21 protein-coding genes are annotated in these 22,049 nt (G+C 66.9%); 13 read left to right on the top strand and 8 right to left on the bottom strand.

What is annotated here, in order from left to right; all coding sequences use genetic code 11:
- Position 1: 1 nt before the first annotated feature.
- Complete coding sequence (locus tag FPZ54_RS07110) at positions 2 to 1,090, top strand: PepSY-associated TM helix domain-containing protein (protein WP_145846038.1); 1,089 nt, start codon at positions 2 to 4, stop codon at positions 1,088 to 1,090.
- On the opposite strand, the gene FPZ54_RS07115 is transcribed toward FPZ54_RS07110, so the two are convergent.
- The gene (locus FPZ54_RS07115; RefSeq protein ID WP_145846040.1) at positions 1,087 to 2,595 is read right to left on the bottom strand and encodes a YifB family Mg chelatase-like AAA ATPase; all 1,509 of its coding nucleotides are present in this window, start codon (positions 2,593 to 2,595) and stop codon (positions 1,087 to 1,089) included. The genes FPZ54_RS07110 and FPZ54_RS07115 overlap by 4 nt on opposite strands.
- Positions 2,596 to 2,724: 129 nt before the next feature.
- On the opposite strand from FPZ54_RS07115, the gene FPZ54_RS07120 reads away from it, so the two are divergent.
- The 6 genes from FPZ54_RS07120 (at position 2,725) to yihA (ending at position 6,499) form a co-directional block, all read left to right on the top strand.
- Positions 2,725 to 2,985, top strand: coding sequence for a hypothetical protein (locus FPZ54_RS07120; RefSeq protein WP_239019745.1), 261 nt, complete (start codon positions 2,725 to 2,727; stop codon positions 2,983 to 2,985).
- 87 nt (positions 2,986 to 3,072) lie between these two features.
- Positions 3,073 to 3,207 carry a 50S ribosomal protein L34 gene (gene rpmH, locus FPZ54_RS07125; protein ID WP_044332822.1) on the top strand — a complete coding sequence of 45 codons (135 nt, stop codon included), beginning with the start codon at positions 3,073 to 3,075 and terminating at the stop codon, positions 3,205 to 3,207.
- A 62-nt stretch (positions 3,208 to 3,269) separates the two neighbouring features.
- On the top strand, positions 3,270 to 3,614 hold the full coding sequence (rnpA, locus tag FPZ54_RS07130) for a ribonuclease P protein component (RefSeq protein ID WP_239019746.1): 345 nt from the start codon (positions 3,270 to 3,272) through the stop codon (positions 3,612 to 3,614).
- A gap of 118 nt (positions 3,615 to 3,732) precedes the next feature.
- The gene (gene yidD, locus FPZ54_RS07135) at positions 3,733 to 3,945 is read left to right on the top strand and encodes a membrane protein insertion efficiency factor YidD (RefSeq protein ID WP_145846044.1); all 213 of its coding nucleotides are present in this window, start codon (positions 3,733 to 3,735) and stop codon (positions 3,943 to 3,945) included.
- A gap of 21 nt (positions 3,946 to 3,966) precedes the next feature.
- The gene (gene yidC, locus FPZ54_RS07140) at positions 3,967 to 5,721 is read left to right on the top strand and encodes a membrane protein insertase YidC (RefSeq protein ID WP_145846045.1); all 1,755 of its coding nucleotides are present in this window, start codon (positions 3,967 to 3,969) and stop codon (positions 5,719 to 5,721) included.
- Positions 5,722 to 5,857: 136 nt separating this feature from the next.
- Positions 5,858 to 6,499 (top strand): ribosome biogenesis GTP-binding protein YihA/YsxC, encoded by a 642-nt coding sequence (gene yihA / locus FPZ54_RS07145; protein ID WP_145846046.1) that lies wholly within the window; start codon positions 5,858 to 5,860, stop codon positions 6,497 to 6,499.
- A gap of 346 nt (positions 6,500 to 6,845) precedes the next feature.
- On the opposite strand, the gene FPZ54_RS07150 is transcribed toward yihA, so the two are convergent.
- The gene (locus FPZ54_RS07150; protein WP_239019747.1) at positions 6,846 to 8,780 is read right to left on the bottom strand and encodes an alpha/beta hydrolase family protein; all 1,935 of its coding nucleotides are present in this window, start codon (positions 8,778 to 8,780) and stop codon (positions 6,846 to 6,848) included.
- Positions 8,781 to 8,895: 115 nt separating this feature from the next.
- On the opposite strand from FPZ54_RS07150, the gene FPZ54_RS07155 reads away from it, so the two are divergent.
- Positions 8,896 to 9,561 (top strand): glutathione S-transferase family protein, encoded by a 666-nt coding sequence (locus FPZ54_RS07155; RefSeq protein WP_145846048.1) that lies wholly within the window; start codon positions 8,896 to 8,898, stop codon positions 9,559 to 9,561.
- Positions 9,562 to 9,677: 116 nt separating this feature from the next.
- Here the strand turns inward: FPZ54_RS07155 and FPZ54_RS07160 are convergent, their stop codons facing one another.
- Positions 9,678 to 10,124, bottom strand: a complete 447-nt coding sequence (locus tag FPZ54_RS07160) for a cupin domain-containing protein (RefSeq protein WP_145846049.1) — start codon at positions 10,122 to 10,124, stop codon at positions 9,678 to 9,680.
- A 26-nt stretch (positions 10,125 to 10,150) separates the two neighbouring features.
- On the opposite strand from FPZ54_RS07160, the gene dapE reads away from it, so the two are divergent.
- Positions 10,151 to 11,320, top strand: coding sequence for a succinyl-diaminopimelate desuccinylase (gene dapE, locus FPZ54_RS07165; RefSeq protein ID WP_145846051.1), 1,170 nt, complete (start codon positions 10,151 to 10,153; stop codon positions 11,318 to 11,320).
- A 48-nt stretch (positions 11,321 to 11,368) separates the two neighbouring features.
- On the opposite strand, the gene FPZ54_RS07170 is transcribed toward dapE, so the two are convergent.
- The 4 genes from FPZ54_RS07170 to FPZ54_RS07185 all read right to left on the bottom strand — a co-directional run bounded on the left by FPZ54_RS07170 (position 11,369) and on the right by FPZ54_RS07185 (position 15,629).
- Positions 11,369 to 13,045 (bottom strand): putative bifunctional diguanylate cyclase/phosphodiesterase, encoded by a 1,677-nt coding sequence (locus tag FPZ54_RS07170; RefSeq protein ID WP_145846052.1) that lies wholly within the window; start codon positions 13,043 to 13,045, stop codon positions 11,369 to 11,371.
- Positions 13,046 to 13,111: 66 nt separating this feature from the next.
- Entirely contained in the window at positions 13,112 to 13,705 is a 594-nt protein-coding gene (locus FPZ54_RS07175; protein ID WP_239019748.1) for a Smr/MutS family protein, read from the bottom strand.
- A gap of 3 nt (positions 13,706 to 13,708) precedes the next feature.
- Positions 13,709 to 14,956 carry a murein transglycosylase A gene (gene mltA, locus FPZ54_RS07180; RefSeq protein ID WP_186456941.1) on the bottom strand — a complete coding sequence of 416 codons (1,248 nt, stop codon included), beginning with the start codon at positions 14,954 to 14,956 and terminating at the stop codon, positions 13,709 to 13,711.
- Between the two features lie 28 nt (positions 14,957 to 14,984).
- Complete coding sequence (locus FPZ54_RS07185; RefSeq protein ID WP_145846055.1) at positions 14,985 to 15,629, bottom strand: Tim44/TimA family putative adaptor protein; 645 nt, start codon at positions 15,627 to 15,629, stop codon at positions 14,985 to 14,987.
- A gap of 173 nt (positions 15,630 to 15,802) precedes the next feature.
- Between FPZ54_RS07185 and secB the strand changes: the two genes are divergently transcribed.
- From secB to FPZ54_RS07205, 4 genes are all read left to right on the top strand, one after another.
- Positions 15,803 to 16,315 (top strand): protein-export chaperone SecB, encoded by a 513-nt coding sequence (secB, locus tag FPZ54_RS07190; RefSeq protein WP_145846056.1) that lies wholly within the window; start codon positions 15,803 to 15,805, stop codon positions 16,313 to 16,315.
- Between the two features lie 25 nt (positions 16,316 to 16,340).
- A complete protein-coding gene (gene murJ / locus FPZ54_RS07195) occupies positions 16,341 to 17,903 on the top strand; it encodes a murein biosynthesis integral membrane protein MurJ (protein ID WP_145846057.1) in 1,563 nt (520 codons plus the stop codon).
- 20 nt (positions 17,904 to 17,923) lie between these two features.
- Positions 17,924 to 18,934, top strand: coding sequence for a tryptophan--tRNA ligase (trpS, locus tag FPZ54_RS07200; RefSeq protein ID WP_145846060.1), 1,011 nt, complete (start codon positions 17,924 to 17,926; stop codon positions 18,932 to 18,934).
- A gap of 75 nt (positions 18,935 to 19,009) precedes the next feature.
- On the top strand, positions 19,010 to 20,593 hold the full coding sequence (locus tag FPZ54_RS07205) for a tetratricopeptide repeat protein (RefSeq protein ID WP_145846061.1): 1,584 nt from the start codon (positions 19,010 to 19,012) through the stop codon (positions 20,591 to 20,593).
- Here the strand turns inward: FPZ54_RS07205 and FPZ54_RS07210 are convergent.
- The gene (locus tag FPZ54_RS07210; protein WP_145846062.1) at positions 20,590 to 21,963 is read right to left on the bottom strand and encodes a glutamate--cysteine ligase; all 1,374 of its coding nucleotides are present in this window, start codon (positions 21,961 to 21,963) and stop codon (positions 20,590 to 20,592) included. The two genes, FPZ54_RS07205 and FPZ54_RS07210, sit on opposite strands and share 4 nt — an antisense overlap.
- Between the last annotated feature and the right edge of the window lie 86 nt (positions 21,964 to 22,049).

Consider the following 22,049-nt stretch of genomic DNA (forward strand, 5'->3'; position numbering starts at 1 on the left):
GATGCGCTGGATCGACCTGCTTCATCGCTGGGCGGGCGGGGTCGTCGGGCTGGTGCTCGCGACGCTCGGCCTGTCGGGCGCGATTCTCGTGTTCAAGCATCAATGGCTGGGCTGGCTCCCGGGCGCGGGCGATGCGCAGCGGCAGGATGTCGCCGCGTTGGCCGCGCAGATGGACGCGGCGCTGACCGCATCCGGCGCGGCACCGCGGTCGGTGCTGTTCCCCTATGCCGATTTCGGGCTGGCGCGCCGCAGCTATGCCGAGGGCGCGGGCGCTTATGCCGATCAGTCCGGACAGGTCGTCGCACAATGGACCAGCAAATGGGACCGGGTCGAACTCTGGCTGTTCGACCTCCACCACCATCTCTTCCTCGACGATCTCGGAGCGACGGCGGCGGGGATTGCGGGGCTGATCGGGCTGATCTTCGTCATCACCGGCGTCATTCTGTGGTGGCGGCTGCGCAAGACGTTCAAATTCCGCCTGTTGCCCAAGCGAATGAGCCGCCCGGCGATCGTCACCCATCATCGTGACATCGGCGTGGTGTTCGCGCCTTTGCTGTTCCTGTCGATGGCGACGGGGATGCTGATGGTGCTCAAGCCTGTCAGCACCGCGGTCTTCGCTCCGGGCCAGAATGTTGGCGCGCTCCAGGCCCCCTTCGCCCCGCCGGACGTCGAGGGCGGCGCGCTCGCCGTCGATCTCGACTGGACGGCGATGTTCACCGCAGCGCGGACACGCTATCCCGGCGCTGAAATCCGCATCGTCGCGCTGCCGCGCAAGCCTGGCGACCTCATCCAGATGCGGCTGCGCCAGCCCGCTGAATGGCTGCCCAATGGCCGCACGCTCGTCTGGTTCCGGCCCGAAAATGGCGCAATGATCGACACACGCGACGCACAGGCGATGCCGACCGGCATCCGCGCCTATAACGCCGTCTATCCGCTCCACGCCGCCAAGGTCGGCGGGTGGCTGTGGAAGCTGGCGGTCGCATCGACCGGACTGGTGCTGGCGATGCTGGGCAGTTTGGCGGTGTGGACCTTCTGGTTCAAACGACCCCGGCCGCGCACCCGCCCTGCCCGCCCGCTGGCGATCACCTAGCTCCGCGGTGCCTGTCGCCGGTAGCTCAGCGCTTCGGCGATATGGATGCGGCCAACGCCGTCCGCGCCCGCAAGGTCGGCAATCGTCCGCGCCACCCGCAGCACGCGGGTATAGCCGCGCGCGCTCATCCGCATCGCTTCGGCCGCCTGCGCCAGCAGCTTGCGACCCGGGTCGTCTGGGGTTGCCGCCGCATCGAGCGCCGGGCCATCCGCCTCGGCATTGGTGCGCGGGCCGTCGGCGCCATAGCGGGTGCGCTGCACCGATCGCGCCGCCGCAACCCGCGCCGCCACCTCCGCCGATCCTTCGGCGGGTGGCGGCAGGACCAGATCGGCGGCGGTCACCGGCTGCACCTCGACATGCAGGTCGATGCGGTCGAGCAGCGGCCCCGACACCTTCGCCTGATAATCCGCCGCACAGCGCGGCGCGCGCGCGCAGGCCAGCGCCGGGTCGCCCAGATGCCCGCAGCGGCACGGGTTCATCGCCGCAACCAGTTGAACCCGCGCCGGGAAGGTGACATGCGCATTCGCCCGCGCGACGCTGACCACCCCCGCCTCCAGCGGCTGGCGCAGCGAATCGAGCACCGCGCGCTGGAATTCGGGGAGTTCGTCGAGGAACAATACGCCCAGATGCGCCATGCTGACCTCGCCGGGTTTGACCTTCAGACCCCCGCCGGTCAGCGCCGCCATCGACGCCGAATGATGCGGGCTGCGAAACGGGCGCGTGCGCGTCAGCCGCCCGCCCTCCAGCGTTCCCGCGACGCTCGCCACCATCGACACTTCCAGCGCCTCGGCAGCGTCGAGCGGCGGCAAAATGCCCGGAAGACAGCTCGCCATCAGCGATTTGCCCGCGCCCGGCGGGCCGACCATCAGCATGTTATGCCCCCCCGCCGCCGCGATCTCCAGCGCGCGCTTGGCGGTTTCCTGTCCCTTCACCTGTTTGAGGTCAGGGCCAAAGCCCGGCGGGTCCGCCTCCCCCGGTTCGGGCGCGCCCAGCAATTGCTGACCCTTCAGGTGGTTGAGCAGCGCGATCAGGTCGGGCGCGGCGAGCACGGCGCCGGTTCCGCCCCAGGCCGCCTCGGCCCCCTGCGCGGCAGGACAGATCAGCGCCTTCCCTTCCCCCGCCGCGTGCAGCGCCGCGAGCAGCACCCCGGGTGAGGGAGCGATCCGCCCGTCGAGCGCCAGTTCGCCCACCACCACATAGTCCGCCAGTGCCTCGGCATCGACGACGCCCATCGCCGCGAGCAGCGCCAGCGCGATCGGCAGGTCGAAATGCGACCCCTCCTTGGGAAGGTCGGCGGGCGAGAGATTGAGGACGATATGCTTGGGCGGCATGGCGAGGCCGATCGCCGCCATCGCCGCGCGGACCCGCTCGCGACTTTCCGCCACCGCCTTGTCCGGCAGGCCGACGATCAGGAATTTGGGAAGGCCGGGGACGAGGTTGCACTGCACCTCGACAGCGCGCGCTTCCAGACCGAGATACGCGACCGTGGAAACACTGGCGACCATGATTCCCCCCGATTTATCCGGCTGTTGTAACGGCTTTTCGGCGGCAGGGAACGGTTCGTCGCGCCTGCGTCTTGCATCGACAACACACGGCCCCATTTCGATGCCATGCGCCCTAAACGGCATCCCATTGTGCGAATCACGCTGCTCGTGACAGGAATCCTGCTGTTTCTGGTGGTAGCGCCGCTCGCCTCCCCGCTTCCCGGGCCGGGCGGGACCGTTATCGCCGCGCTGGGCATCGTGCTGATCCTGCGCAATTCGCGCTGGGCGCGGCACCGGTTCGTGCGGCTGAAGGCGCGCTGGCCGCGCGTCGGCGCCTTCATCGACCGCATCCTGGTGCGCGGCAGCCCGAAGCGACGCCGGGAACGCGCGAAACAGGTCGCGGCGAATTGACAACTTCGCCCGCTTTGGCTAACGGCCCCCTTCACATGGTCGCCCCTGCGGCGGCCCTTTTAGTTTCCAGAACACAGGGAATGAGCGATGAAGCGGACCTTTCAGCCGAGCAACCTGGTGCGAGCGCGCCGGCACGGCTTCCGCGCGCGCATGGCGACCCCCGGCGGCCGCAATGTGATTCGCGCCCGCCGCGCCCGCGGCCGCAACAAGCTGAGCGCGTAAGCCTGACGCCAGCATCGCTGGTGCCGGACCAGCCCGTTTCCTCAGGCGAGGAGGCGGGCTGTTTGCGTTGTCCCGCCCCGCTTTCACGGATGACGCTGCGCAAGGACTATCTCGCCGCCAATGCCGGGAAGCGCGCGCCGATGCCGGGCTTCGTCCTGCTGGTCCGCCCCCGCGGCGACGATGACCCGACGATGCGAATCGGCATCACCGTGTCCAAGAAGGTCGGCAACGCCGTGGTGCGCAACCGCATGAAGCGGCGCTTTCGCGAACTTGCGCGCGCGTTGTTGCCGGTGGAGGGCGTCCCGGGCGCCGACCATGTCCTGATCGGCCGCGCGAGCGGAATCGAGCGGGACTATGCGGCGCTGAAGGCCGAGCTGGCCAAGGCATTGGCGAAGGTGAAAAGGTGATTTGCCTCATCCCGTCATCCCCGCGAAAGCGGGGACCCATCTCCTCACCGCGCGGCTTGCTTGGCAGTCAGGTGATGGGCCCCCGCCTTCGCGGGGGTGACGATAAGGCGCCGAATCGATGATCGCCCGCATCCTCATCCTCATCGCGCGCGGCTGGCAGATCGGCCCGTCGCGGATCCTGCCGCCCAGCTGCCGGTTCGCGCCAAGCTGTTCGGCCTATGCAATCGAGGCGCTCTCCCGCTATGGGGCGCTCAAGGGCGGATGGCTCGCGCTGCGGCGCATCCTTCGCTGCCATCCATGGGGTGGGCATGGCTATGACCCCGTGCCCTGATTTCCTGAACCGGGGAATGACGTGAAAGACGACCAGAAGAATTTCCTGCTGTTCGCGGTGATTGCCGCGCTGCTGCTGTTCGCGTGGCCCGCGATCACCGGCTGGTTTTTCCCGACGGCAAATCCGCCCGCGACGCAAGTGAAGGGCGGCGAGACCAAGGTCGTTCCCAATCCGGGCGCCGACCCGGCGGCCGATACGCCAAAGGCGATTCGCGATCGCAAGCAGGTTCTGGCGGAAACGCCGCGCATCGCGATCGAAACCCCCACGGTGCGCGGATCGCTCAACCTCAAGGGCGCGCGGATCGACGATCTGGTGCTGATCAAGCACAAGGAAACGATCGCCAAGGACAGCGCTCCGATCCGCCTGCTCTCGCCCAGCGGCACGCGCGACGCCTATTTCGCCGGCTTCGGCTGGTCGGGACAGGGCCTGAACGCGCCGGGGCCGGACACGGTGTGGCAGGCGAGCGGCAGCAAGCTGACCCCGACCACCCCGGTCACCCTCACCACGACGGTCGGCGCGCAGCGTTTCGCGATCGAGCTGTCGGTCGACGACGGCTATATGTTCACGGTGCGCCAGAAGGTCGCGAACCTGGGTCAGCAGGCGATCAGCGCCGCGGGCTATGGCTATCTCTACCGCTATGGCCCGGGCAAGGACCACGACAGCATGACGATTCATGCCGGGCCTGTGGTCTCGACCGATGGCACCGTTAATTACAGCACCAACTATGACGAAGTTGCCGAACCCGGTGCTGAAACGCGCTTCACTGCGAAGGGCGGCTGGATCGGCTATACCGATATCTACTGGCTGACCGCACTCATTCCGGATCAGGGAATGGCAGTGGACATGCAGTTCCGTCCGCGTGGGGGCTTGGCATCGCAGGCGCAGTTTGAACCTGATTCTGCCCGGCAAGTTGGTCCTGGACAGGTTGTGACCCAGACGTCGCGATTCTTCGCGGGAGCGAAAGATATCAACCTGCTCGATGACTATGAGGAGCAGGACGGCATCCGCGCTTTTAGCCGGGCGATCGACTGGGGCTGGTTCGAAATCTTCGAAAAGCCGATCTTCCACTATCTCCACTGGCTGTTCCGGATGATCGGCAATTTCGGCGTCGCGATCATCGCGCTGACGCTGACCGTCCGTCTGTTGCTGTTCCCGATCGCGCAGCGCCAGTTCGCGTCGATGGCGTCGATGCGCGCACTCCAGCCCAAGATGAAGGCGCTGCAGGAACGCTACAAGGACGACAAGCCGCGCCAGCAGCAGGAGATCATGAAGCTGTACAAGGACGAGAAGGTGAACCCGCTCGCGGGCTGCCTCCCGACCCTGCTCCAGATTCCGATCCTCTACGCGCTGTACAAGGTGCTGATGCTGTCGATCGAGATGCGGCACCAGCCGTTCATCCTGTGGATCAAGGATCTGTCGGCGCCCGATCCGCTGCACATCCTGAACGGCTTCGGCCTGATCGACTTCACCCCGCCCGCCTTCCTGGCAATCGGCGTGCTGCCGATCCTGCTCGGCATCTCGATGTGGGCGCAGTTCAAGCTGAACCCGGCACCGATGGACGAGGTGCAGAAACAGATGTTCGCGATCATGCCCTGGGTGCTGATGTTCGTGATGGCGCCCTTTGCCGCAGGTCTTCAGATCTACTGGATCACGTCGAACCTGCTCACCATCGCGCAGCAGAAGTTCCTCTACAGCCGCCATCCGGCGCTGAGGGAACCGGTGCCCGCGTCCGGTGCCGTGATCGACGCCAAGCCCACCAAGGGGAAGAAGTCGTGACAATCCTCCCCGGGACGGGGAGGGGGACCGCGCCCGAAGGGCGTGGTGGAGGGGGCCCGAGGCATCGGACTCCCTTGCCGTGGGCCCCCTCCACCATCCTTCGGATGGTCCCCCTCCCCGTTCCGGGGAGGATTTGGTGACCGACTTCGACCCCGAGCTGATCGAGAGCGCGCGCAAGACCTTTGCAGGGCCCGTCGCGTTCCTCAAATCCGCGCCCGCGCTCCACTTCCTGCCCGAACCGACGGTGCCGGAAGTGGCGTTTGCGGGCCGGTCGAATGTCGGGAAATCCTCGCTGCTCAACGCGCTGACCAACCGCAACGGCCTCGCGCGCACGTCGAACACGCCGGGGCGGACGCAGGAGCTCAACTTCTTCGATGTCGGCGATCCGGTGAAGTTCCGGCTGGTCGACATGCCCGGATACGGCTTCGCCAAGGCGCCCAAGGATGTCGTCAAGAAATGGCGCTTCCTGGTGAACGACTATCTGCGCGGGCGCGACGTGCTCAAGCGCGTGCTGGTGCTGATCGACAGCCGCCACGGCATCAAGGAGGTCGATCGCGACATCCTCGACATGCTCGATGCAGCGGCGGTCAGCTATCGCATCGTCCTGACCAAGGGCGACAAGATCAAGCCGGCCGAGCTGGCTGAGGTCACTCGGCGCACCATCGACGAGGCACGCAAACGCCCCGCCGCGCACCCCGACATCCTCGCCACGTCGAGCGAAAAGAGCGACGGCATCGCCGAGCTGCGCGCTGCGGTGGTCGAGGCGGTGAGCGTCTGACGGCGATCTAACCCGAAATCCTCCCCTGCCCCGCAGGGGAGGTGGCAGCGCAAAGCGCTGACGGAGGGGCCGCCCCGTAGAGGGCGGAATTTTGCCGAGCTGTTCCCGGCGGTCTGCGTCCGCCGCCCCTCCACCCCCGCTTCGCGGCGGTCCCCCTCCCCTGAGCAGGCTCAGGGGAGGAATTGCCAGCATCGGGCGTTAAATCCGACCCATTCTTCCGTTTGTGCCGAGCTTGTCGAAGCACCGCTCCTGCGCTCAGTGACGAGGGGGTACCGCCCTTCGACAAGCTCAGGGCAAACGGCTGTAGCGCAATCCAGATTATACACTCGCCGGTCGAGCAGCCCCCTCAGGCGGGGTTATGCTTCGCCAGAAACGCTTCCATCGCCTTCAGGAATTCCAGCCTGTCCTCGCCACGGCTGAAATGATGGTCGGCCTCGGGCTGGCGGATATAGGTCACGTCCTTCCCCGCTTTTTTCAGCCGATCAGCGAGCAGCCGCGAATGGACCGGCGGCACCACCGCGTCCTTCTCGCCATGCACCAGCAGCACGGGGATGGTGAATTCCTCAGGGAAGTTGAGCGGCGATACCCCTTTGAGGTCCGGCGCCTGCTCGCGCAGCCAGTCGCTCCGCGCGCCGCTGTGCAGATAGTTGCGCGTATGCTTCATCATCCGGTTGAGGTCCGACACCCCGGCATAGGAAACCGCGCAGCGATAGCGCGCACCGTCGCGCTGCGCCGCGCGCACCGCCGCATAGCCGCCATAGGAGGCGCCGACCATGCAGACCCGCTTGGGATCGGCGATGCCCAGCCTGGCCAGTTCGGTGACTGCGTCGTTGAGGTCGTCCTGCATCGCCAGGCCCCATTGACCCTCGCCCCGGCGCGCAAAGGCGGTGCCATAGCCCGATGACCCGCGATAATTGGGCTGGATCACCGCATAGCCGCGATCGGCCAGGAATTGCGTCCACCAGTCCCAGCTTTCGCTGTCGCGCGCGAACGGGCCGCCATGCGGCATCACGATCAACGGCAGCTTGCCCGATCGCCCCTTCGGCGTCGTCAGGATCGCGGCGATCTCCAGGCCGTCGCGCGCCTTGTAGCGGATTGTCCGCACCGGGTGCATCCGCTTCATCCGGATGCTGGGATTGTTGAACCCCAGCGGATTCATCGATTTTTCGGCCCGGCCAAAGTCGTAATAGCCGCCCGGCGCATCCGCCCCGCCGATCGCGACGATCGCCCGGCTGCGGTCGCTGCTCGTCGAAACGATCCTGACCTTCGCACCTTTCACCAGCGACGATGCGGTCTCCTGCATCGCCTGCATATCGGGATCGACCCAGCGCACGTCAGGCGCATCCTCCTCGACCGCGACCCCCAGAAAGCCCGATCCATTGGCATCGGTGATCAGGCCCGAAATGTCATATCCCTTGCTGGCGAACAGCTGCTTGCCGCGCTCCAGCGTCGCCAGGTCCAGCTCATACAGTGCCGAATAGCCCGCTTCGTCGTCGTCGATCACCAGCGCCTTGGTCTTGTCTTCCAGGAACAAGGCCGGGACGGTCAGCCGGTCCTCGCCCCGTCGCGCCTTGTCGATCGTGCGGAACATCGCAGTGTTGCTGTCGCGATAGAGCAGCCGCCGCGACCGTCCGTCCTCGCTGAAGCCGATCCCCATGCGCACAACGCCCGCGCCATCGGCATACCAGTCCATCACCCCGGTCCGCCCGGTCAGGATCGTCCGGCGCTTGCCGGTGTCGAGGTCGATTTCCTCGACCTTGGGCCAGAATCCATCGCGGTTGACATAGATTGAGGTCTGATAGGCCAGCATCACCCGCGCGCTGCCGTCGCGCGCCATCCAGATGATGTCGTCGCCCTTTTGCGCAACGTCGCGCGGGGCGAGCTGGGTTACCTTGTTCGTCGTGGGCTGATAGGCAATCGCGCGCGTCACATACCATTCGTCGCCCTCGACCGGCACGCTCTGGCCGATGCCGATGACCAGCCAGTCGTCATTGACCCAGCGCCACCAGTTGACGTCCGCCTTGCCCGCACCGAGCAGCTGTGGCGGCCCCTCCTTGCCGAACGTCAGCACCGCGAAATATTGGGTGCCGCCGATCGCGATCTTGGCGGCAAGGCGCTTGCCGTCGGGCGACAGTTTCGGGTCCTCCAGCTGCGGCATGTCGGCAAACGCCTCGACGGGCAGCGGCGCGCGCTTGGGCGCGGCAGGCGCCGGATCCTGGGAGGGAAGCGACGCCCCGACCGTCGCAAATCCGGCGAGTATCGCCATGAACAGATGTGACATTTTCATTTCCCCCGCCCGCCCCTCCGGCGCCTCCCAACCTGTCGGCAGACGCACGCTTGCGCAAGCGATTCGACGCGCTGTTGCCCCTGCCCCGCCCCGCCGCTATCCCCGCGCCATGCTCAAGCTCTTCATCGGCAACAAAGCCTATTCCTCCTGGTCGCTGCGCGGCTGGCTCGCCTGCAAGCTCTCGGGCCTGCCGTTCGAGGAAGTGGTGGTGCCGCTCTACGATCAGGACTGGGACCAGCGGCGCGAGGGCGACGAATTCGCGCCGTCATCGGGCAAGGTGCCGATCCTGTGGGACGGCGACGCCGTGGTATGGGACAGCCTCGCCATCGTCGAATATCTGAACGAAAAATCGGGCGGCGACCGCTTCTGGCCCACCGACAATGCCGCGCGGGCCATGGCGCGGTCGATGGCGGCGGAGATGCATTCGGGCTTCGCCGCGCTGCGCCGCAAGCACAGCATGAACATTCGCCAGGTCTATCCGCCGAAAACGCCGGACGAAGATGTGATGCACGACATCCAGCGGATCATGGAACTCTGGGCGCAGGCCCGCGCCCGTTACGGCGGCGACGGCGAGTTTCTGTTCGGCGAGTTCGGCGCGGTGGACCTGATGTTCGCGCCGGTCGTCACGCGCTTCGTCACCTACTCGCTCCCCGTCGCGCGCTTTGCTCCCGCGTACATGAACGCCGTGCTGCAACACCCCTGGATGCAGGACTGGATCGCCGGGGCGCAGGAAGAGGAATGGGTCATCGAGCAGTTCGAGCAGGAACCGGCTTGAGACACCTTAAGCCCCTCCCCTTCAGGGGAGGGGTGGGGGGTGGGGCGTCTCAGTCTCACCGAGACCGACGCGCCTAGAGGATAGGCCCCACCCCCCTCCCCTGAAGGGGAGGGGCTTTAAAACCCGCTCCCGTCCTTGCGCCGAAACCCCTGTCCATTGAACAGGTGCATGTCGATATCAGGATAATGGCAGTCGCTTGCCGCCGAGCGACCGATCGCGACGAATACGCAATCGGCGTCGCTGCGGTTCTGCAGCACATGGCCGTTGGGATCGCCCTTGGGAAAGGCGGCGACGTCGCCGGGCCGCATCACATGCTCGCCCGCATCATCGACCAGCACCGCCTCTCCCGCGATCATCACCACCAGTTCATCCTCGCCCTCATGCCAATGGCGCTGGGCGGACCAGGCGCCGGGCTTCAGCGTCACATGGCTCGCGCCGAAATCGGTGAGCCCCGACGCGAGGGCGAGGCGACGATACCAGCGGCCCTCCACCACGCCTGCATGTTCGGGCGGATAGCCGGTCGCGTTGGTCTGCGGGATTGTGTCGAGATCGAGCTTGGGCAATGGAGCCTCCGTAGAAGGAGCCTATCTTGCCCGATGTCGTCGCACTGACCAAGGCGCTGATCGCCGCGCCCAGCATCACCCCCGCGCGCGGTACGGTGTTCGATGTGCTGGAGGCGGCGCTGCTCCCGCTCGGATTCGCTGTCGAACGATTCGTGGTGGGTGAGGCGCCCGACGGACCGGTCGAGAACCTGCTGGCCGTCCGCACCGCCGAGCCGGGACCGCATTTCGCCTTTGCCGGGCATCTCGACGTCGTTCCGCCCGGCGAGGGCTGGGCCTCGGACGCGTTCGAGCCGGCGATTCGCGGCGACTTGCTCTACGGACGCGGCGCGGTGGACATGAAGGGCGCGATCGCCGCCTTCGCTGCCGCGCTCGCTACACTCCCCGCCAGCGGCACGGTCAGCCTCATCATCACCGGCGACGAGGAAGGCCCCGCCACCTATGGCACGCTGGCACTGATGGACCGCATGGCACAGCGCGGCCTGACCCCCGATTTGTGCCTGGTCGGCGAGCCGACCTCCGCGCATCGCCTCGGCGACACAATCAAGATCGGGCGGCGCGGGTCGACCGTGATCGATATCGCGGTACCGGGGCGGCAGGGCCATGTCGCCTACCCCCATCTCGCCGACAATCCGGTCCCCCGCCTCGTGCGCGCGCTGGCGGAGATCGATGCGATCACGCTCGACGAAGGGACCGACTGGTTCCAGCCCTCGAATATCGAAGTGATCGACCTGGCCGTCGGCAATCCGGCGACCAACGTCATCCCCGGCAAGGCGGCGGCGCGGATCAGCATCCGCTTCAACGATCTGCACCGGGGTCACGACCTGATCGAGCGGATCGAGCGCATCGTCCACACCCACGCCCCGGCGGGGATCGTTCAGGGCCGCGTCTATGGCGAGGCGTTCCTGACGGAACCGGGCGCGCTCTCGACGCTGGTAAGCGAAGCGATCCGCGCGGAGACCGGGGTCGAGGCGGAATTGTCGACCAGCGGCGGTACGTCGGACGCCCGCTTCCTCTCCCGCATCTGTCCGGTGGTCGAGTTCGGCCTGCTCAACGCGACGATGCACAAGCTGGACGAAGCGGTGGCGCTGGAGGATCTACACGCGCTGACGCGGATTTATGCGGGCGTGCTGGCGCGGGTTTTCGCGCCGAACACCGCCTTACCCCCGTTTGCCCTGAGCTTGTCGAAGGGCCGCTAGCCCGCGCTTCGGTGCTTCGACAAGCTCAGCACAAACGGAGGTAGGACCCTAAGCCCGCAGCGCGCGGCGCGGTTCGGCCTGCGCCCAGCCCAGGAACGCGGCTTCGGGCATCGGCCGCCCGATGACATAGCCCTGAAGCACGTCGCAGCCGATGACCCGCAGCACTTCAAGCTGTGCTTCAGTCTCGATCCCCTCCGCCACGACCTCGCAACCGATGCCGTGGATCAGGCCGATCACCGCCTGGGCGATCGTCCGGGCCTCGACATTGGTCGCGACATTCTCGACCAGGCTTCGATCGAGCTTCACCCGGTCGAGCGGAAGGTCGCGCAGCCGGGCGAGATTCGAATAGCCGGTGCCGAAATCATCCACCGCAACGCTCGCCCCGTCGGCACGCAGCGCGGTGATTGCCTCGATCACCTCGCTCGAACAATGCATCGCCAGCGTCTCGGTGATTTCCAGTTCCAGCAGCCGCGCGGGTGCCCCCGCCGCCTGCATCGCCTCCCGCAACCGGCGGAAGAAAGCGGCGTGATCCAGCTGGCGTGGGCTGATATTCACCGCCAGCCGCTGCTCGATCCCGATCTCGCCCCAACGGGCGATGGTCGACGCGACATGCTTGACCACCCATTCGCCGATCTCGACGATCAGGCCGGTCTCCTCGGCGCGGTGGATGAAACTGCCGGGCAGGCACAGGCCGCGCGTCGGGTGCTGCCAGCGCAGCAGCGCCTCGGCGGCGACGATCCGGCCGTCGCTCGCGCTCACCTGCGGCTGATAGACCAGAGTGAACTGGTCCTGTTCCACCGCCGCGCGCAAATCGCTCTCCAGCACCGCGCGCTCGGCGATTTCGGCGGCAAGCTGGTCGGTGAAATGCTCCGCCCGACCGCGCCCCTGCGCCTTGGCGTGATACATGGCGGCGTCGGCGGCGCGCATCAGATCGGTCAGCGACGTGCCATGTTCGGGCCGCATCGCAATGCCGACCGACGCGCCGATCGACACTTCCTGATCGGCCAGGTCGAATGGCTCGGACAGCGCGAACAGGATGCCGCGCGCGACCCGGTCGGCGTCGCGGAGATGGCCCAGTTCGGGAAAATAGATGGTGAATTCGTCGCCCGACAGGCGACCGATCAGCGGCTGGCGCGAATCGCCGTCGATCGCGAACCGGTCGGCCACGGCACGCAACCGGTTCGCTACCATGCCCAGCAGCTGATCGCCCACCGCATGGCCCAGCGTGTCGTTGACCGCCTTGAACCGATCGAGATCGATGAAGAACAGGGCCGCCATCGCATCGGGAGGCAGTTCGGTCAGCATCCGCTCGCAGCTGCGGCGAAAATGGGTGCGGTTGGGAAGGCCGGTAACGGGATCGTACAGCGCAAGCCGCTGAACGCTTTCCAGATTGCTGTGCAGCTGGCGGAACAGCCCGTCCATCGCCTTGGCGAGCGGGGGGACGCACAGCTCCACCTCGCGCGGGATTTCGCTTTCCAGATCGCCATTGGCGGCGCGCGTCAGGCGCAGGATCGCAGCGTCGATCGCTTCGGCGGTGGAGGCGATGGTCCGTTCGGCATAAGCCCAGCACATCGCGGCACAGATGATCGCGGCGATCAGCGCGCGGCTGGTGCTGGCGACATCAAACGCCCCCCGCGAGGTCGCGGCGAGCGCCAGGATGAAAACGAACGCTCCGGCGCAGATCGCGAACGCGATCGCACGACTCTTGAGCGAGAATCCTTCCATCTCGGCTTTGCGACCCCCACCCAAGCCGGACCATCCCGACGATCGGCGGATAGTGGACGCAAAGAGTTAAAATTTTCGCGCTGGCGACCGGTCGCGTCGAAACACGATATAGAGCGCGCCCTGCCCCCCGTGCCGGGGATGCGCGCCGCGCACGGCGGCGATCCGATCGGCATGGCGCGATGCCGCGAGCCAGTCGCGCACTGCCGCCCGGATCGCCCCGCGCGCATGGGGCCGGTCCGACTCTTCACGCGGCGGCTTGCCGGTGATGAGCAGCAGCAGCCGATCGCCCCGCACGATGGCGCGATCAAGGCCGCGGTCGAGCAACGCATGGGCGCTCGCGAGCGTATGCCCATGCAGGTCCAGCGTGGCGTCGGGCACGACCAGCCCGCGCGACAGCCGCTTGTCCCACCCGCCGTCCAGCGTGTCGCGCGGCGGCGGCGGCAAGGGCGCCTTCTTAAGTCCCTCTCCTTTAGGGGAGGGGTTGGGTTGGGGCCTTTCCACACGGACTTCGGTCTCGGTAAGACGCGGACGCGCCACCCCAAGCCCCTCCCCTGAAGAGGCGGGGCCAGCAGGGCGTTTCGCAATCGGCTTCACGCTTGCGACCACCCGCTGCCACAGCGCCCGCTCCTCCGGCGTGATCGTGCGCGGCGGCCGGGTCACGGCTCAATTGCCGGTCAGGCGGGCCAGCGTCCCCTTGGGCAGCAACAGCCAGGCGGTGCCGCGCGCGGACATGCCGCCCGCGATCGCGCGCGCATCGTCGCCTGCCCCCCAGAAGGTGTCGAAGCGGTTGGCGCCCTTGATCGCGCCGCCCGTATCCTGCGCCACCCACAGACCGTTGGCGTCCTGTCGATCCATCGACAGGAAGACCGGCGCGCCCAGCGGCACGAATTTGGGATCGGCGGCGACGCTGGCAAGTCCCGTGACCGGCACGCCCAGCGCGCCCAGCGGGCCCGGCCCGGTCAGCTCGCGAAAGAACACATAGCTCTTGTTCTCACGCATGATCGCCCGCCCCTGTTCGGGGTTCGCGCGCAGATACGCCATGATGCCCTGCATCGACGCCTGTCCGCGTTCGAGCAGCCCGCGATCCAGCATCAGCTTGCCGATGCCGGTATAGTCGCGCCCGTTCTGGCTGGCATAGCCGATCCGCATCACCGATCCGTCGGGCTGGCGCAGGCGGCCCGATCCCTGGATCTGGAGGAAAAACAGCTCCACAGGGTCGGCGGCCCAGGCGATTTCGAGACCGCGATTCGCCAGCGCACCCTGCTCGATCGCGGTGCGGTCATGATAGGGGACGAACCGGGTGCCATCCACCCGGCCCCGGATCGACTTGCCCTTCAGCGCGTCGGAAAAGGTGCCGAGATCGACGTCGATCAGATCGGCGGGACGGCCATAGACCGGAACCTCATAGCCGGGTCGTCGGGTCCGCGATCCCGCGATTTCAGGCTCGTAATAGCCGGTCGCGAACGCCTTGCCGTCGGCAATCTGCACCGTTTCGAAATAGCGCGCGAAAAAGGTCGCGGCATCGCGGTCCTGCATCGTGCGCGCGGCGTCGCACGCGGGGCGCCAATCCTCGCCCCGGGTCAGCCCGGTGGCGTCGGTACGGCGCATCAGCGTCGCGCAGCTGATCTTGAACGCGCCCAGCGCGCGTGCGGCGGCCGCCATGGTGATCGGCAGATCGTCGACCCGCGGTCCGGCGGTCAATCCCGCCATCGCGGCGGTGGTAGCAGTGGCGGGAGCGGCAGGCGCCGGTGCGGGTGCCAGCGGCGTCGCGGCGACCGGCTGGCGCACTGGAATCGAGGTCGATGGACGCGACGGCGGCGGCGCGCCGGTCGCTGGCCGCGAGGCGGGCACGACTCCGGACGAGCAGGCCCCCAACAGCGCGGCGAGCGCCGCTACCCCCCAAACGCGCATGGTCACTCCGTTATTGCCGCATCGCGGTTCAGGCTTCGTCGGTGTCGCTCAGCTTCCAGTTCGGATCGCCGCTGGCAAGATCGCGGCTGAATGTCCACACGTCGTGCGTCTCGACCGCGTCGCTCAGCGATCCGGCGATGACGTTGCCGTCCTTGTCGCGGGTGATCGCGGCGATATCGGCGTCGAAGCGCACCGTGATCCGCGCCACGCGACCCTCGACCGAGATTTCGGAGATGGCGGCGCGCTCGATCGAAATCAGGCGATTGTCCAGCGTCTCGCCCGCTGCCTCGCGCGCGTCGATCGCAGCGACGAAGCTCTCGCGCACCTCGGCCTCGACCAGCCAGTCCAGCGTCTCGCGGTCGCCCTTCCAAAATGCTTCCAGGATCATGCGATAGGCGGATTTCGCACCCTCCACGAACTGGTTGACGTCGAACGCCGGGTCGGCGGCGATCAGGGCGCGCAGGCCGCCCTCGGCGCCGGTATCGACAGCGCGCGGGCCGGTTTCGCGGACCTCGGCCGGCATATCGATGGTACGCGGCATCTGCGGCGCGCCGACACGCTCCTCCGCGGGACGCGGCAGGGGCTGTTCATGCCCCGTGCGTTTGCCCAGCACGGAGTAGAGGCGGAGCGCCAGGAAGGCCGCGATGGCCGCGAACAGGATCACTAGATACACGTTTGGCACCTCTTTCTGCCTCTCACATAGGCAGGATAACGTCAGTATTCAAATCCGGTCGCAGGGACGACGCTCGCCCGTTGAATCCGCTATCCGCCCCTGCTAGGCGCGGCGGTCATTCGAGCGCGGATCACCGCGACCTAATTCCCAGACTGTAAAGGACCTTTGAGATCATGGATACGCCAGAAAACGCAGCGCCCCATGGCGATCCGCTGGCGAACGGCGCCGACACCGCGCCTTCGGTGGGCGTTATCTCGCAATATGTGAAGGATTTCTCGTTCGAGAATCCCAATTCGCCCGCCATCTACCAGATTCAGGGCCAGCCCGCTTTCGACGTCCAGTTCAACATCGGCGCCGCCGAAGTCGCTCAGGACGTGCACGAAGTAACGCTGAAGATCGATGTGCGCGCGCAGATGGAAGACCAGGTCGCGTTCATCGTCGATCTTTCCTATTCGGGCCTGTTCGCGATCCGCAACATTCCCGAAGAGCATCTTCAGCCCTTTCTTTTGGGCGAAGCGCCGCGCCTGCTCTTTCCGTTCGCGCGCCGCGTGCTGGCCGACGCGGTCCGCGACGGCGGCTTCCCGCCGCTGATGCTGGAGCCGATCGATTTCAACGGTCTGTACGAACAGCAGCGCGCGCAGCACGACAGCCAGCTTCAGGCAGGCGGGGAAGCCGGACAGGCGTGATCCCGGCGCGCGCGGGACCCAATCCATGAACCTGTTCCGCGCGCTCGGCTCGATCGGCGGGCTGACCCTGGTCAGCCGGGTGCTCGGGCTGGTGCGCGATTCGCTGTTCGCGCGCTATGTCGGCGCGGGCTTCGCCTCCGACGCCTTCCTGATCGCCTTCCGCCTGCCCAATCTCTTCCGCTCGCTGATGGCGGAGGGGGCGTTCAGCGCCGCCTTCGTCCCGCTCTTCAGCCGCAAGCTGGGCGAGGCGGAGGGCGATATGAAGCCCGCATTGCGCTTCGCCGAAGAGGCGCTGTCCGTGCTGTTCCCGGTCCTGCTGGTCTTCACCATCGCGATGGAGATCGCGGCCTTCCCGGTCGTCTGGATGCTGTCGGGCGGGTTCAACGACGTGACGCCCGACCAGTTCGCCTATGCGGTCGCGCTGTCGCGGATCACCTTTCCCTATCTCTTCTTCATCAGCCTGATGTCGCTGCTCGGCGGTATCCTCAATTCGCTCCACAAATTCTGGGCGAATGCCGCCGCGCCGATCCTGCTCAACATCTTCGTCATCTCCACCTTGTTGGTCTTCAACGATCCCGATCCGATGGTCACCGCCTGGCGTCAGGCGATTGCGGTGATGGTGTCGGGCGCGGCGCAACTGCTCTGGCTCATCATCGCCTGCCGGTTGAACGGCATTGTTCTGAAGCTGCGCCGTCCCCGCCTCAGCCCTGAGGTCAAACGGTTGCTCCGGCTGATCGGCCCTGCCGCCGCAGGTGCGGGCGCGACGCAGATCAACCTCGTCATCTCCACCGCGCTCGCCGCGTCGCTACTCGCCGAAGGATCGGTCTCGTACATCTATTATGCCGATCGGCTGAACCAGCTTCCGCTGGGCCTGATCGGCATCGGGCTTGGCACCGTGCTGCTCCCCACCATCGCCCGCCAGCTGGGCGCAGGCAATGACGGCGCGGCGATGCACACCCAGAATCGCGGCACCGAACTGGCGCTGTTCCTCACCCTGCCCGCCGCCGTCGCGCTGGTGATTTGCGGCGCACCCATCGTCTCGACGCTGTTCCAGCATGGCGCGTTCGATGCGGAGGATACGCGCAGGACCGCGCAGGCGCTCGCCGCCTTCTCGCTGGGTCTGCCCGCCTATATCCTGGTCAAGGTGTTGACGCCGGGCTTCTATGCGCGGTCGGACACCCGAACTCCGGTGCGCTTCGCAACGATCGCGATCGGTATCAACCTGATTGGGAATCTCGCGCTGATCGTGCCGCTTCAGCATATCGGCCCGCCGCTCGCCACCGCGATCGCCGCCTGGGTGAATGCCGGGCTGTTGTTTCACGGCCTCGCCAAGCGCGGGCATTTCACGGTCGATGCGCAATTGTCACGCCGCATCTGGCGGCTGGTCGCGGCGGCGCTGGCGATGGGGGGGGTAATGTATTTCCTCACCGATCTGTTCACGCCGGACCTTCAGGGAAGCTGGACCGCGCGCGCGCTGTCGATGATGCTACTGGTCGCGGTGGGCGGGATCGTTTACGCGGTCGCCTGTTTCGCAACCGGCGCGTTCCGGCGCGAGGATCTCCGGTTCCTGCGCCGCCGCTCCGCCTGAACCATCGTTAGAGAGCAACCATGCGCGTCGTTTCCGGCATCAAGCCCACGGGCAACCTTCACCTCGGCAACTATCTCGGCGCGATCAAACAATGGGTCGGGATGCAGGCCGATGTCGAGGCGGCGGGCGGCGAATCGATGTATTTCATCGCCGACCTCCACGCGCTGACCGAGTGGAGCGAGCCGGCCGCAATCACCGACAGCACGTTCGAGGTGAGCGCGGCGATGATTGCCAGCGGCATCGACCCCACCCGCTCGATCCTGTTCAACCAGGCGCGCGTCCCCGCGCATAGCGAACTCGCCTGGCTGCTCAACAATGTCGCGCGCGTCGGCTGGCTCAACCGCATGACCCAGTTCAAGGACAAGGCGGGCAAGAACCGCGAGGGCGCAAGCGTCGGGCTGTACGACTATCCGGTGCTGATGGCCGCCGACGTACTGCTCTATCGCGCGACGCACGTGCCCGTCGGCGAGGATCAGAAACAGCATTTGGAGCTGGCGCGCGACATCGCGACCAAGTTCAACCTCGACTACAAGACCGACCTGCTGCTCGAACCCGAACCGCTGATCAGCAAGGCCGCGCCGCGGATCATGTCGCTGCGCGATGCGACGCAGAAGATGTCGAAATCGAACCCCTCCGACGCGGCGCGGATCAACCTGGTCGACGACGACGACGCGATCGCCCAGAAATTCCGCAAGGCCAAGACCGATCCTGAACCGATGGGTGCGAGCTGGGAGTCGCTCAAGGACCGGCCCGAGGCAAAGAACCTCGTCACCATCTTCGCCGCGCTCGCCGACCGCACGCCCGACGATGTGGTAGCGGAATATGCCGGACAGGGTTTCGGCAGCTTCAAGCCCGCGCTCGCCGACCTCGCGGTCGCCAAGCTCGGCCCGATCCGCGACGAGATGGTCCGCCTGATCGCCGACAAGGGGTCCGTCGACGCGGAGCTGCGCAAGGGCGCCGAACGTGCCGCCAGTCTCGCCGCGCCGTTGCTGCGCGACGTACAGCGGGCGATGGGTCTGCGCGTCGGCTGAAGCCATTCCCGGGCACCTCCGGGCCATCAGTGATTGTCACTGGTAGACGACAGTCCTGCTGCTAGTCTGACGGGGATGCGCGCGCTGCTGCCCTTGCTCGTCCTCGCCACGCCGGCGGTTGCCGCCCAGCGCGCGCCCGTGCCACCCCGTGCGACGCTGACGCAGCTTGAGGTGGCGCATGATCGCTGCAAGGCGACGGCGCCCAAGGGAGACCGCTGCCTCGACCTTCAGCTCGCGCTAGCCCGCGCGCTGATCCCGACCGACCCCGATCGCGCGGCAAGGATCGCCGATCAGGCGCGTCGCGATGTGAACGCGGCGATGGAAGCCCGTACCGCACCGCTGCGGCCGCTGCACGAAAAGGCGGAAGCCGGAACCATCACCCCCGCCGAACAGGCGGAGATCGACCGGGTTGGTGCGTTGAACGCGCCGCTCTGGCTCGAAATGGCCGATATCGCCGAGATCGAAGGCGATGCCGGAGTCCGCGGCGGCACCGCTTTTTATCGCATGTCGGCTGCGCGCTATGGCACCGCGGTCTCGATCTGGCGCAACGACGGCACAACGCCTGCCCATATGCGCGCCCAGTTCCGCGCCGCCGCCAAGCTGATCGATTCCTATATCGACTCGCCCGGCATCGCCGAGGGGCTTCCCCTGGCGCGACAGGCGCTGATCGACGTCACCCGCGCCTATGGCCCCGACGATCCGGCGACAGCGCGGATCGTGCTCTCGCTCGCCGACGTGCTCACCGGTATGGGGCAGACAGCCGAGGCCGAACCGCTGTACGACCGCGCGCTCAAAGGGCTCGCAACGCAGCCGCCCGACGTCCTGCTCGATGCCCGAGCGCGCAAGGCCCGCTTCCTCGCCGCAATGGACCGGACCGAAGCCGCAGAGAAACTGCACCGCGCGGTCATCACCGATCTGCTCGACGGCGGGGGCGACCCGGACCGTCTTGTCCGCGCCTATCTCGATCTCACGCCGCTTGTCGATCCCGGCGAAGGGCTTGCGCTGACCAGCGCCGCGCTCGACCTGCGGCGCAAGCAATTCGGCGACCAGCATGTGCAGACCGCGCGCGCCAAGGTCGCCTATGCCCGCCTGCTCGACGGCTATCAGCGCTTCGGGGAAGCCGATACGCTGTGGCGCGAAGCGATCCCCGTTCTGGAGCGTCATCTGCGGCTGACCCACCCGGAAACCGCAACCGCCTATCTCGACTGGGGTTCCACGCTGCTCGGCGTGCGCGATATCCCCGCTGCCCAAGCGGCGTTCGGCACCGCGCGCAAGGCGTTGCAGGAGGCGTTCGGAAAGCGGCATCCGCTCGTCGGCCGCGCGATGATGTTCGAAGCGATGGTACTGACGCGCGAGGGCAAGGGGGACCCGTTCGGCATGATGCGGGAGGCGGTCGAGATCGTCCGTGAGACGCGCGCCGCAACGCATTATGAACGCGTCCAGGCCGAACTCGCCTATGCCGCGATGCTGCTTTACGGGCGCCGCGACGCCGCTGCCGCGCTCGCTCAGGTGCGCATCGTCACCCGCGCCGGTCTCGAACGTGCCGCGGCCTATCGCGACTTCGGGACAAAGGCTCAGCGGGAGATGCGCGACTTCAGCGGCATCTTCGCGCTTCAGGTCCGCGCCGCGTGGGAAACGGCGGCGCAGCAGAAACCCTAGAACCGCGTCTCGTCATAGATGCGCGTGACGTCGCCCTGCCATTCGCCGTGATAGCGATCCAGCAACGCCTGCGCGGGCACCTTGCCGCTCCGTACGATCTCGCGCAGCGGGTCGAGAAAGCCGTTTTCGCTGTCGCCCGCCGAATTGAAGCGCGCGCGCGCGGTCAGCCCCGCCCCGGCGATCTCGATCACCAGCCCGGCAATGTCGCGCAGCTTGCCGCCACCCGGCAACGGCGCATCGAGGCCCAGCCTGGGCACCGAATCGCGCAACGCCTGCCGTCCGGCCATGTCCCAGTCCCTGACCAGGTCCCATACCGCGTCGAGCGCCTGGTTGTCGTAGAGCAGCCCGACCCACAAAGCCGGCAGCGCGCAGATCCGGCCCCACGGTCCGCCGTCGGCGCCGCGCATTTCGAGGAAGGTCTTGAGCCGCACTTCAGGGAACGCGGTAGAGAGATGATCCGCCCAATCGTCCATCGTCGGCTTCTCGCCGGGAAGCACCGACAATTCGCCCTTCAGAAAGTCGCGGAAGCTCAGCCCCGCCGCATCGATATAGCGCCCGTCGCGATAGACGAAGTACATCGGCACATCGAGCGCATAGTCGGCATAGCGTTCATAGCCGAACCCATCCTCGAACACGAAGGGCAGCATTCCGGTGCGCGCGGGATCGGTGTCCGACCAGATATGCGAGCGATAGGACAGAAACCCGTTGGGCTTGCCATCGGTAAAGGGCGAATTGGCGAACAGCGCGGTCGCCAGCGGCTGGAGCGCAAGGCCGACGCGGAACTTCTGCGCCATGTCGGCCTCGCTAGCATAATCGAGGTTCACCTGGATGGTGCAGGTACGCAGCATCATGTCGAGGCCGAGCGACCCGACACGCGGCATATGGTTGAGCATGATGCCATACCGGCCCTTCGGCATGATCGGCAGCTCGGCGCGGCTCTTGTCCGGCCACATGCCAAGGCCCAGGAAACCAAGGCCCAGCTTCTCGCCCACCGCCTTGACCTGTTCGAGATGGCGACCGGTCTCCGCGCAGGTCTGATGCAGATTGTCGAGCGGCGCGCCCGACAGTTCCAGCTGCCCCGCAGGCTCGAGGCTGACATTGCCGTCGGGCCCGGCCAGCGCGATCACCTTGCCCCCCTCCTCGACCGGCGACCAGCCGAACTGGGTCAGCTCAGCAAGCAGGTCGCGGATCCCGCCCGGCTCGTCATAGGAGGGCGCGTGATTGTCGCCGACGGCATAGACGAACTTCTCATGCTCGGTGCCGATCCGCCACCGCGCGGCGGGCTTCTCGCCCCCGGCAAAATAATCGAGGAGCATCTGACGGCTCTCGATGACAGGCGCGTTGCTGTTTGAAACCGTCTTTGTGCTCATTGCGGCCATTTAGGGATGCGCGCGCGTCAGCGAAAGAGGGAATGAAATACCCAAATCGGGATGGGAAATATCAAGTCCTCCCCGGC

The sequence above is a fragment of the Sphingomonas suaedae genome (genome assembly GCF_007833215.1).
In the GTDB taxonomy this organism is placed as follows: Bacteria; Pseudomonadota; Alphaproteobacteria; order Sphingomonadales; family Sphingomonadaceae; genus Sphingomonas; species Sphingomonas suaedae.

What these genes read in the sequence shown, in the direction of transcription:
- FPZ54_RS07110 (WP_145846038.1), top strand. Translation starts at nt 2, where the DNA reads ATGCGCTGGATCGACCTGCTTCATCGCTGGGCGGGCGGGGTCGTCGGG.
- FPZ54_RS07115 (WP_145846040.1), bottom strand. Translation starts at nt 2,595, where the DNA reads ATGGTCGCCAGTGTTTCCACGGTCGCGTATCTCGGTCTGGAAGCGCGC.
- rpmH (WP_044332822.1), top strand. Translation starts at nt 3,073, where the DNA reads ATGAAGCGGACCTTTCAGCCGAGCAACCTGGTGCGAGCGCGCCGGCAC.
- yidD (WP_145846044.1), top strand. Translation starts at nt 3,733, where the DNA reads ATGATCGCCCGCATCCTCATCCTCATCGCGCGCGGCTGGCAGATCGGC.
- FPZ54_RS07150 (WP_239019747.1), bottom strand. Translation starts at nt 8,780, where the DNA reads ATGTCACATCTGTTCATGGCGATACTCGCCGGATTTGCGACGGTCGGG.
- FPZ54_RS07155 (WP_145846048.1), top strand. Translation starts at nt 8,896, where the DNA reads ATGCTCAAGCTCTTCATCGGCAACAAAGCCTATTCCTCCTGGTCGCTG.
- FPZ54_RS07170 (WP_145846052.1), bottom strand. Translation starts at nt 13,045, where the DNA reads ATGGAAGGATTCTCGCTCAAGAGTCGTGCGATCGCGTTCGCGATCTGC.
- mltA (WP_186456941.1), bottom strand. Translation starts at nt 14,956, where the DNA reads ATGCGCGTTTGGGGGGTAGCGGCGCTCGCCGCGCTGTTGGGGGCCTGC.
- secB (WP_145846056.1), top strand. Translation starts at nt 15,803, where the DNA reads ATGGATACGCCAGAAAACGCAGCGCCCCATGGCGATCCGCTGGCGAAC.
- murJ (WP_145846057.1), top strand. Translation starts at nt 16,341, where the DNA reads ATGAACCTGTTCCGCGCGCTCGGCTCGATCGGCGGGCTGACCCTGGTC.
- trpS (WP_145846060.1), top strand. Translation starts at nt 17,924, where the DNA reads ATGCGCGTCGTTTCCGGCATCAAGCCCACGGGCAACCTTCACCTCGGC.
- FPZ54_RS07205 (WP_145846061.1), top strand. Translation starts at nt 19,010, where the DNA reads ATGCGCGCGCTGCTGCCCTTGCTCGTCCTCGCCACGCCGGCGGTTGCC.
- FPZ54_RS07210 (WP_145846062.1), bottom strand. Translation starts at nt 21,963, where the DNA reads ATGAGCACAAAGACGGTTTCAAACAGCAACGCGCCTGTCATCGAGAGC.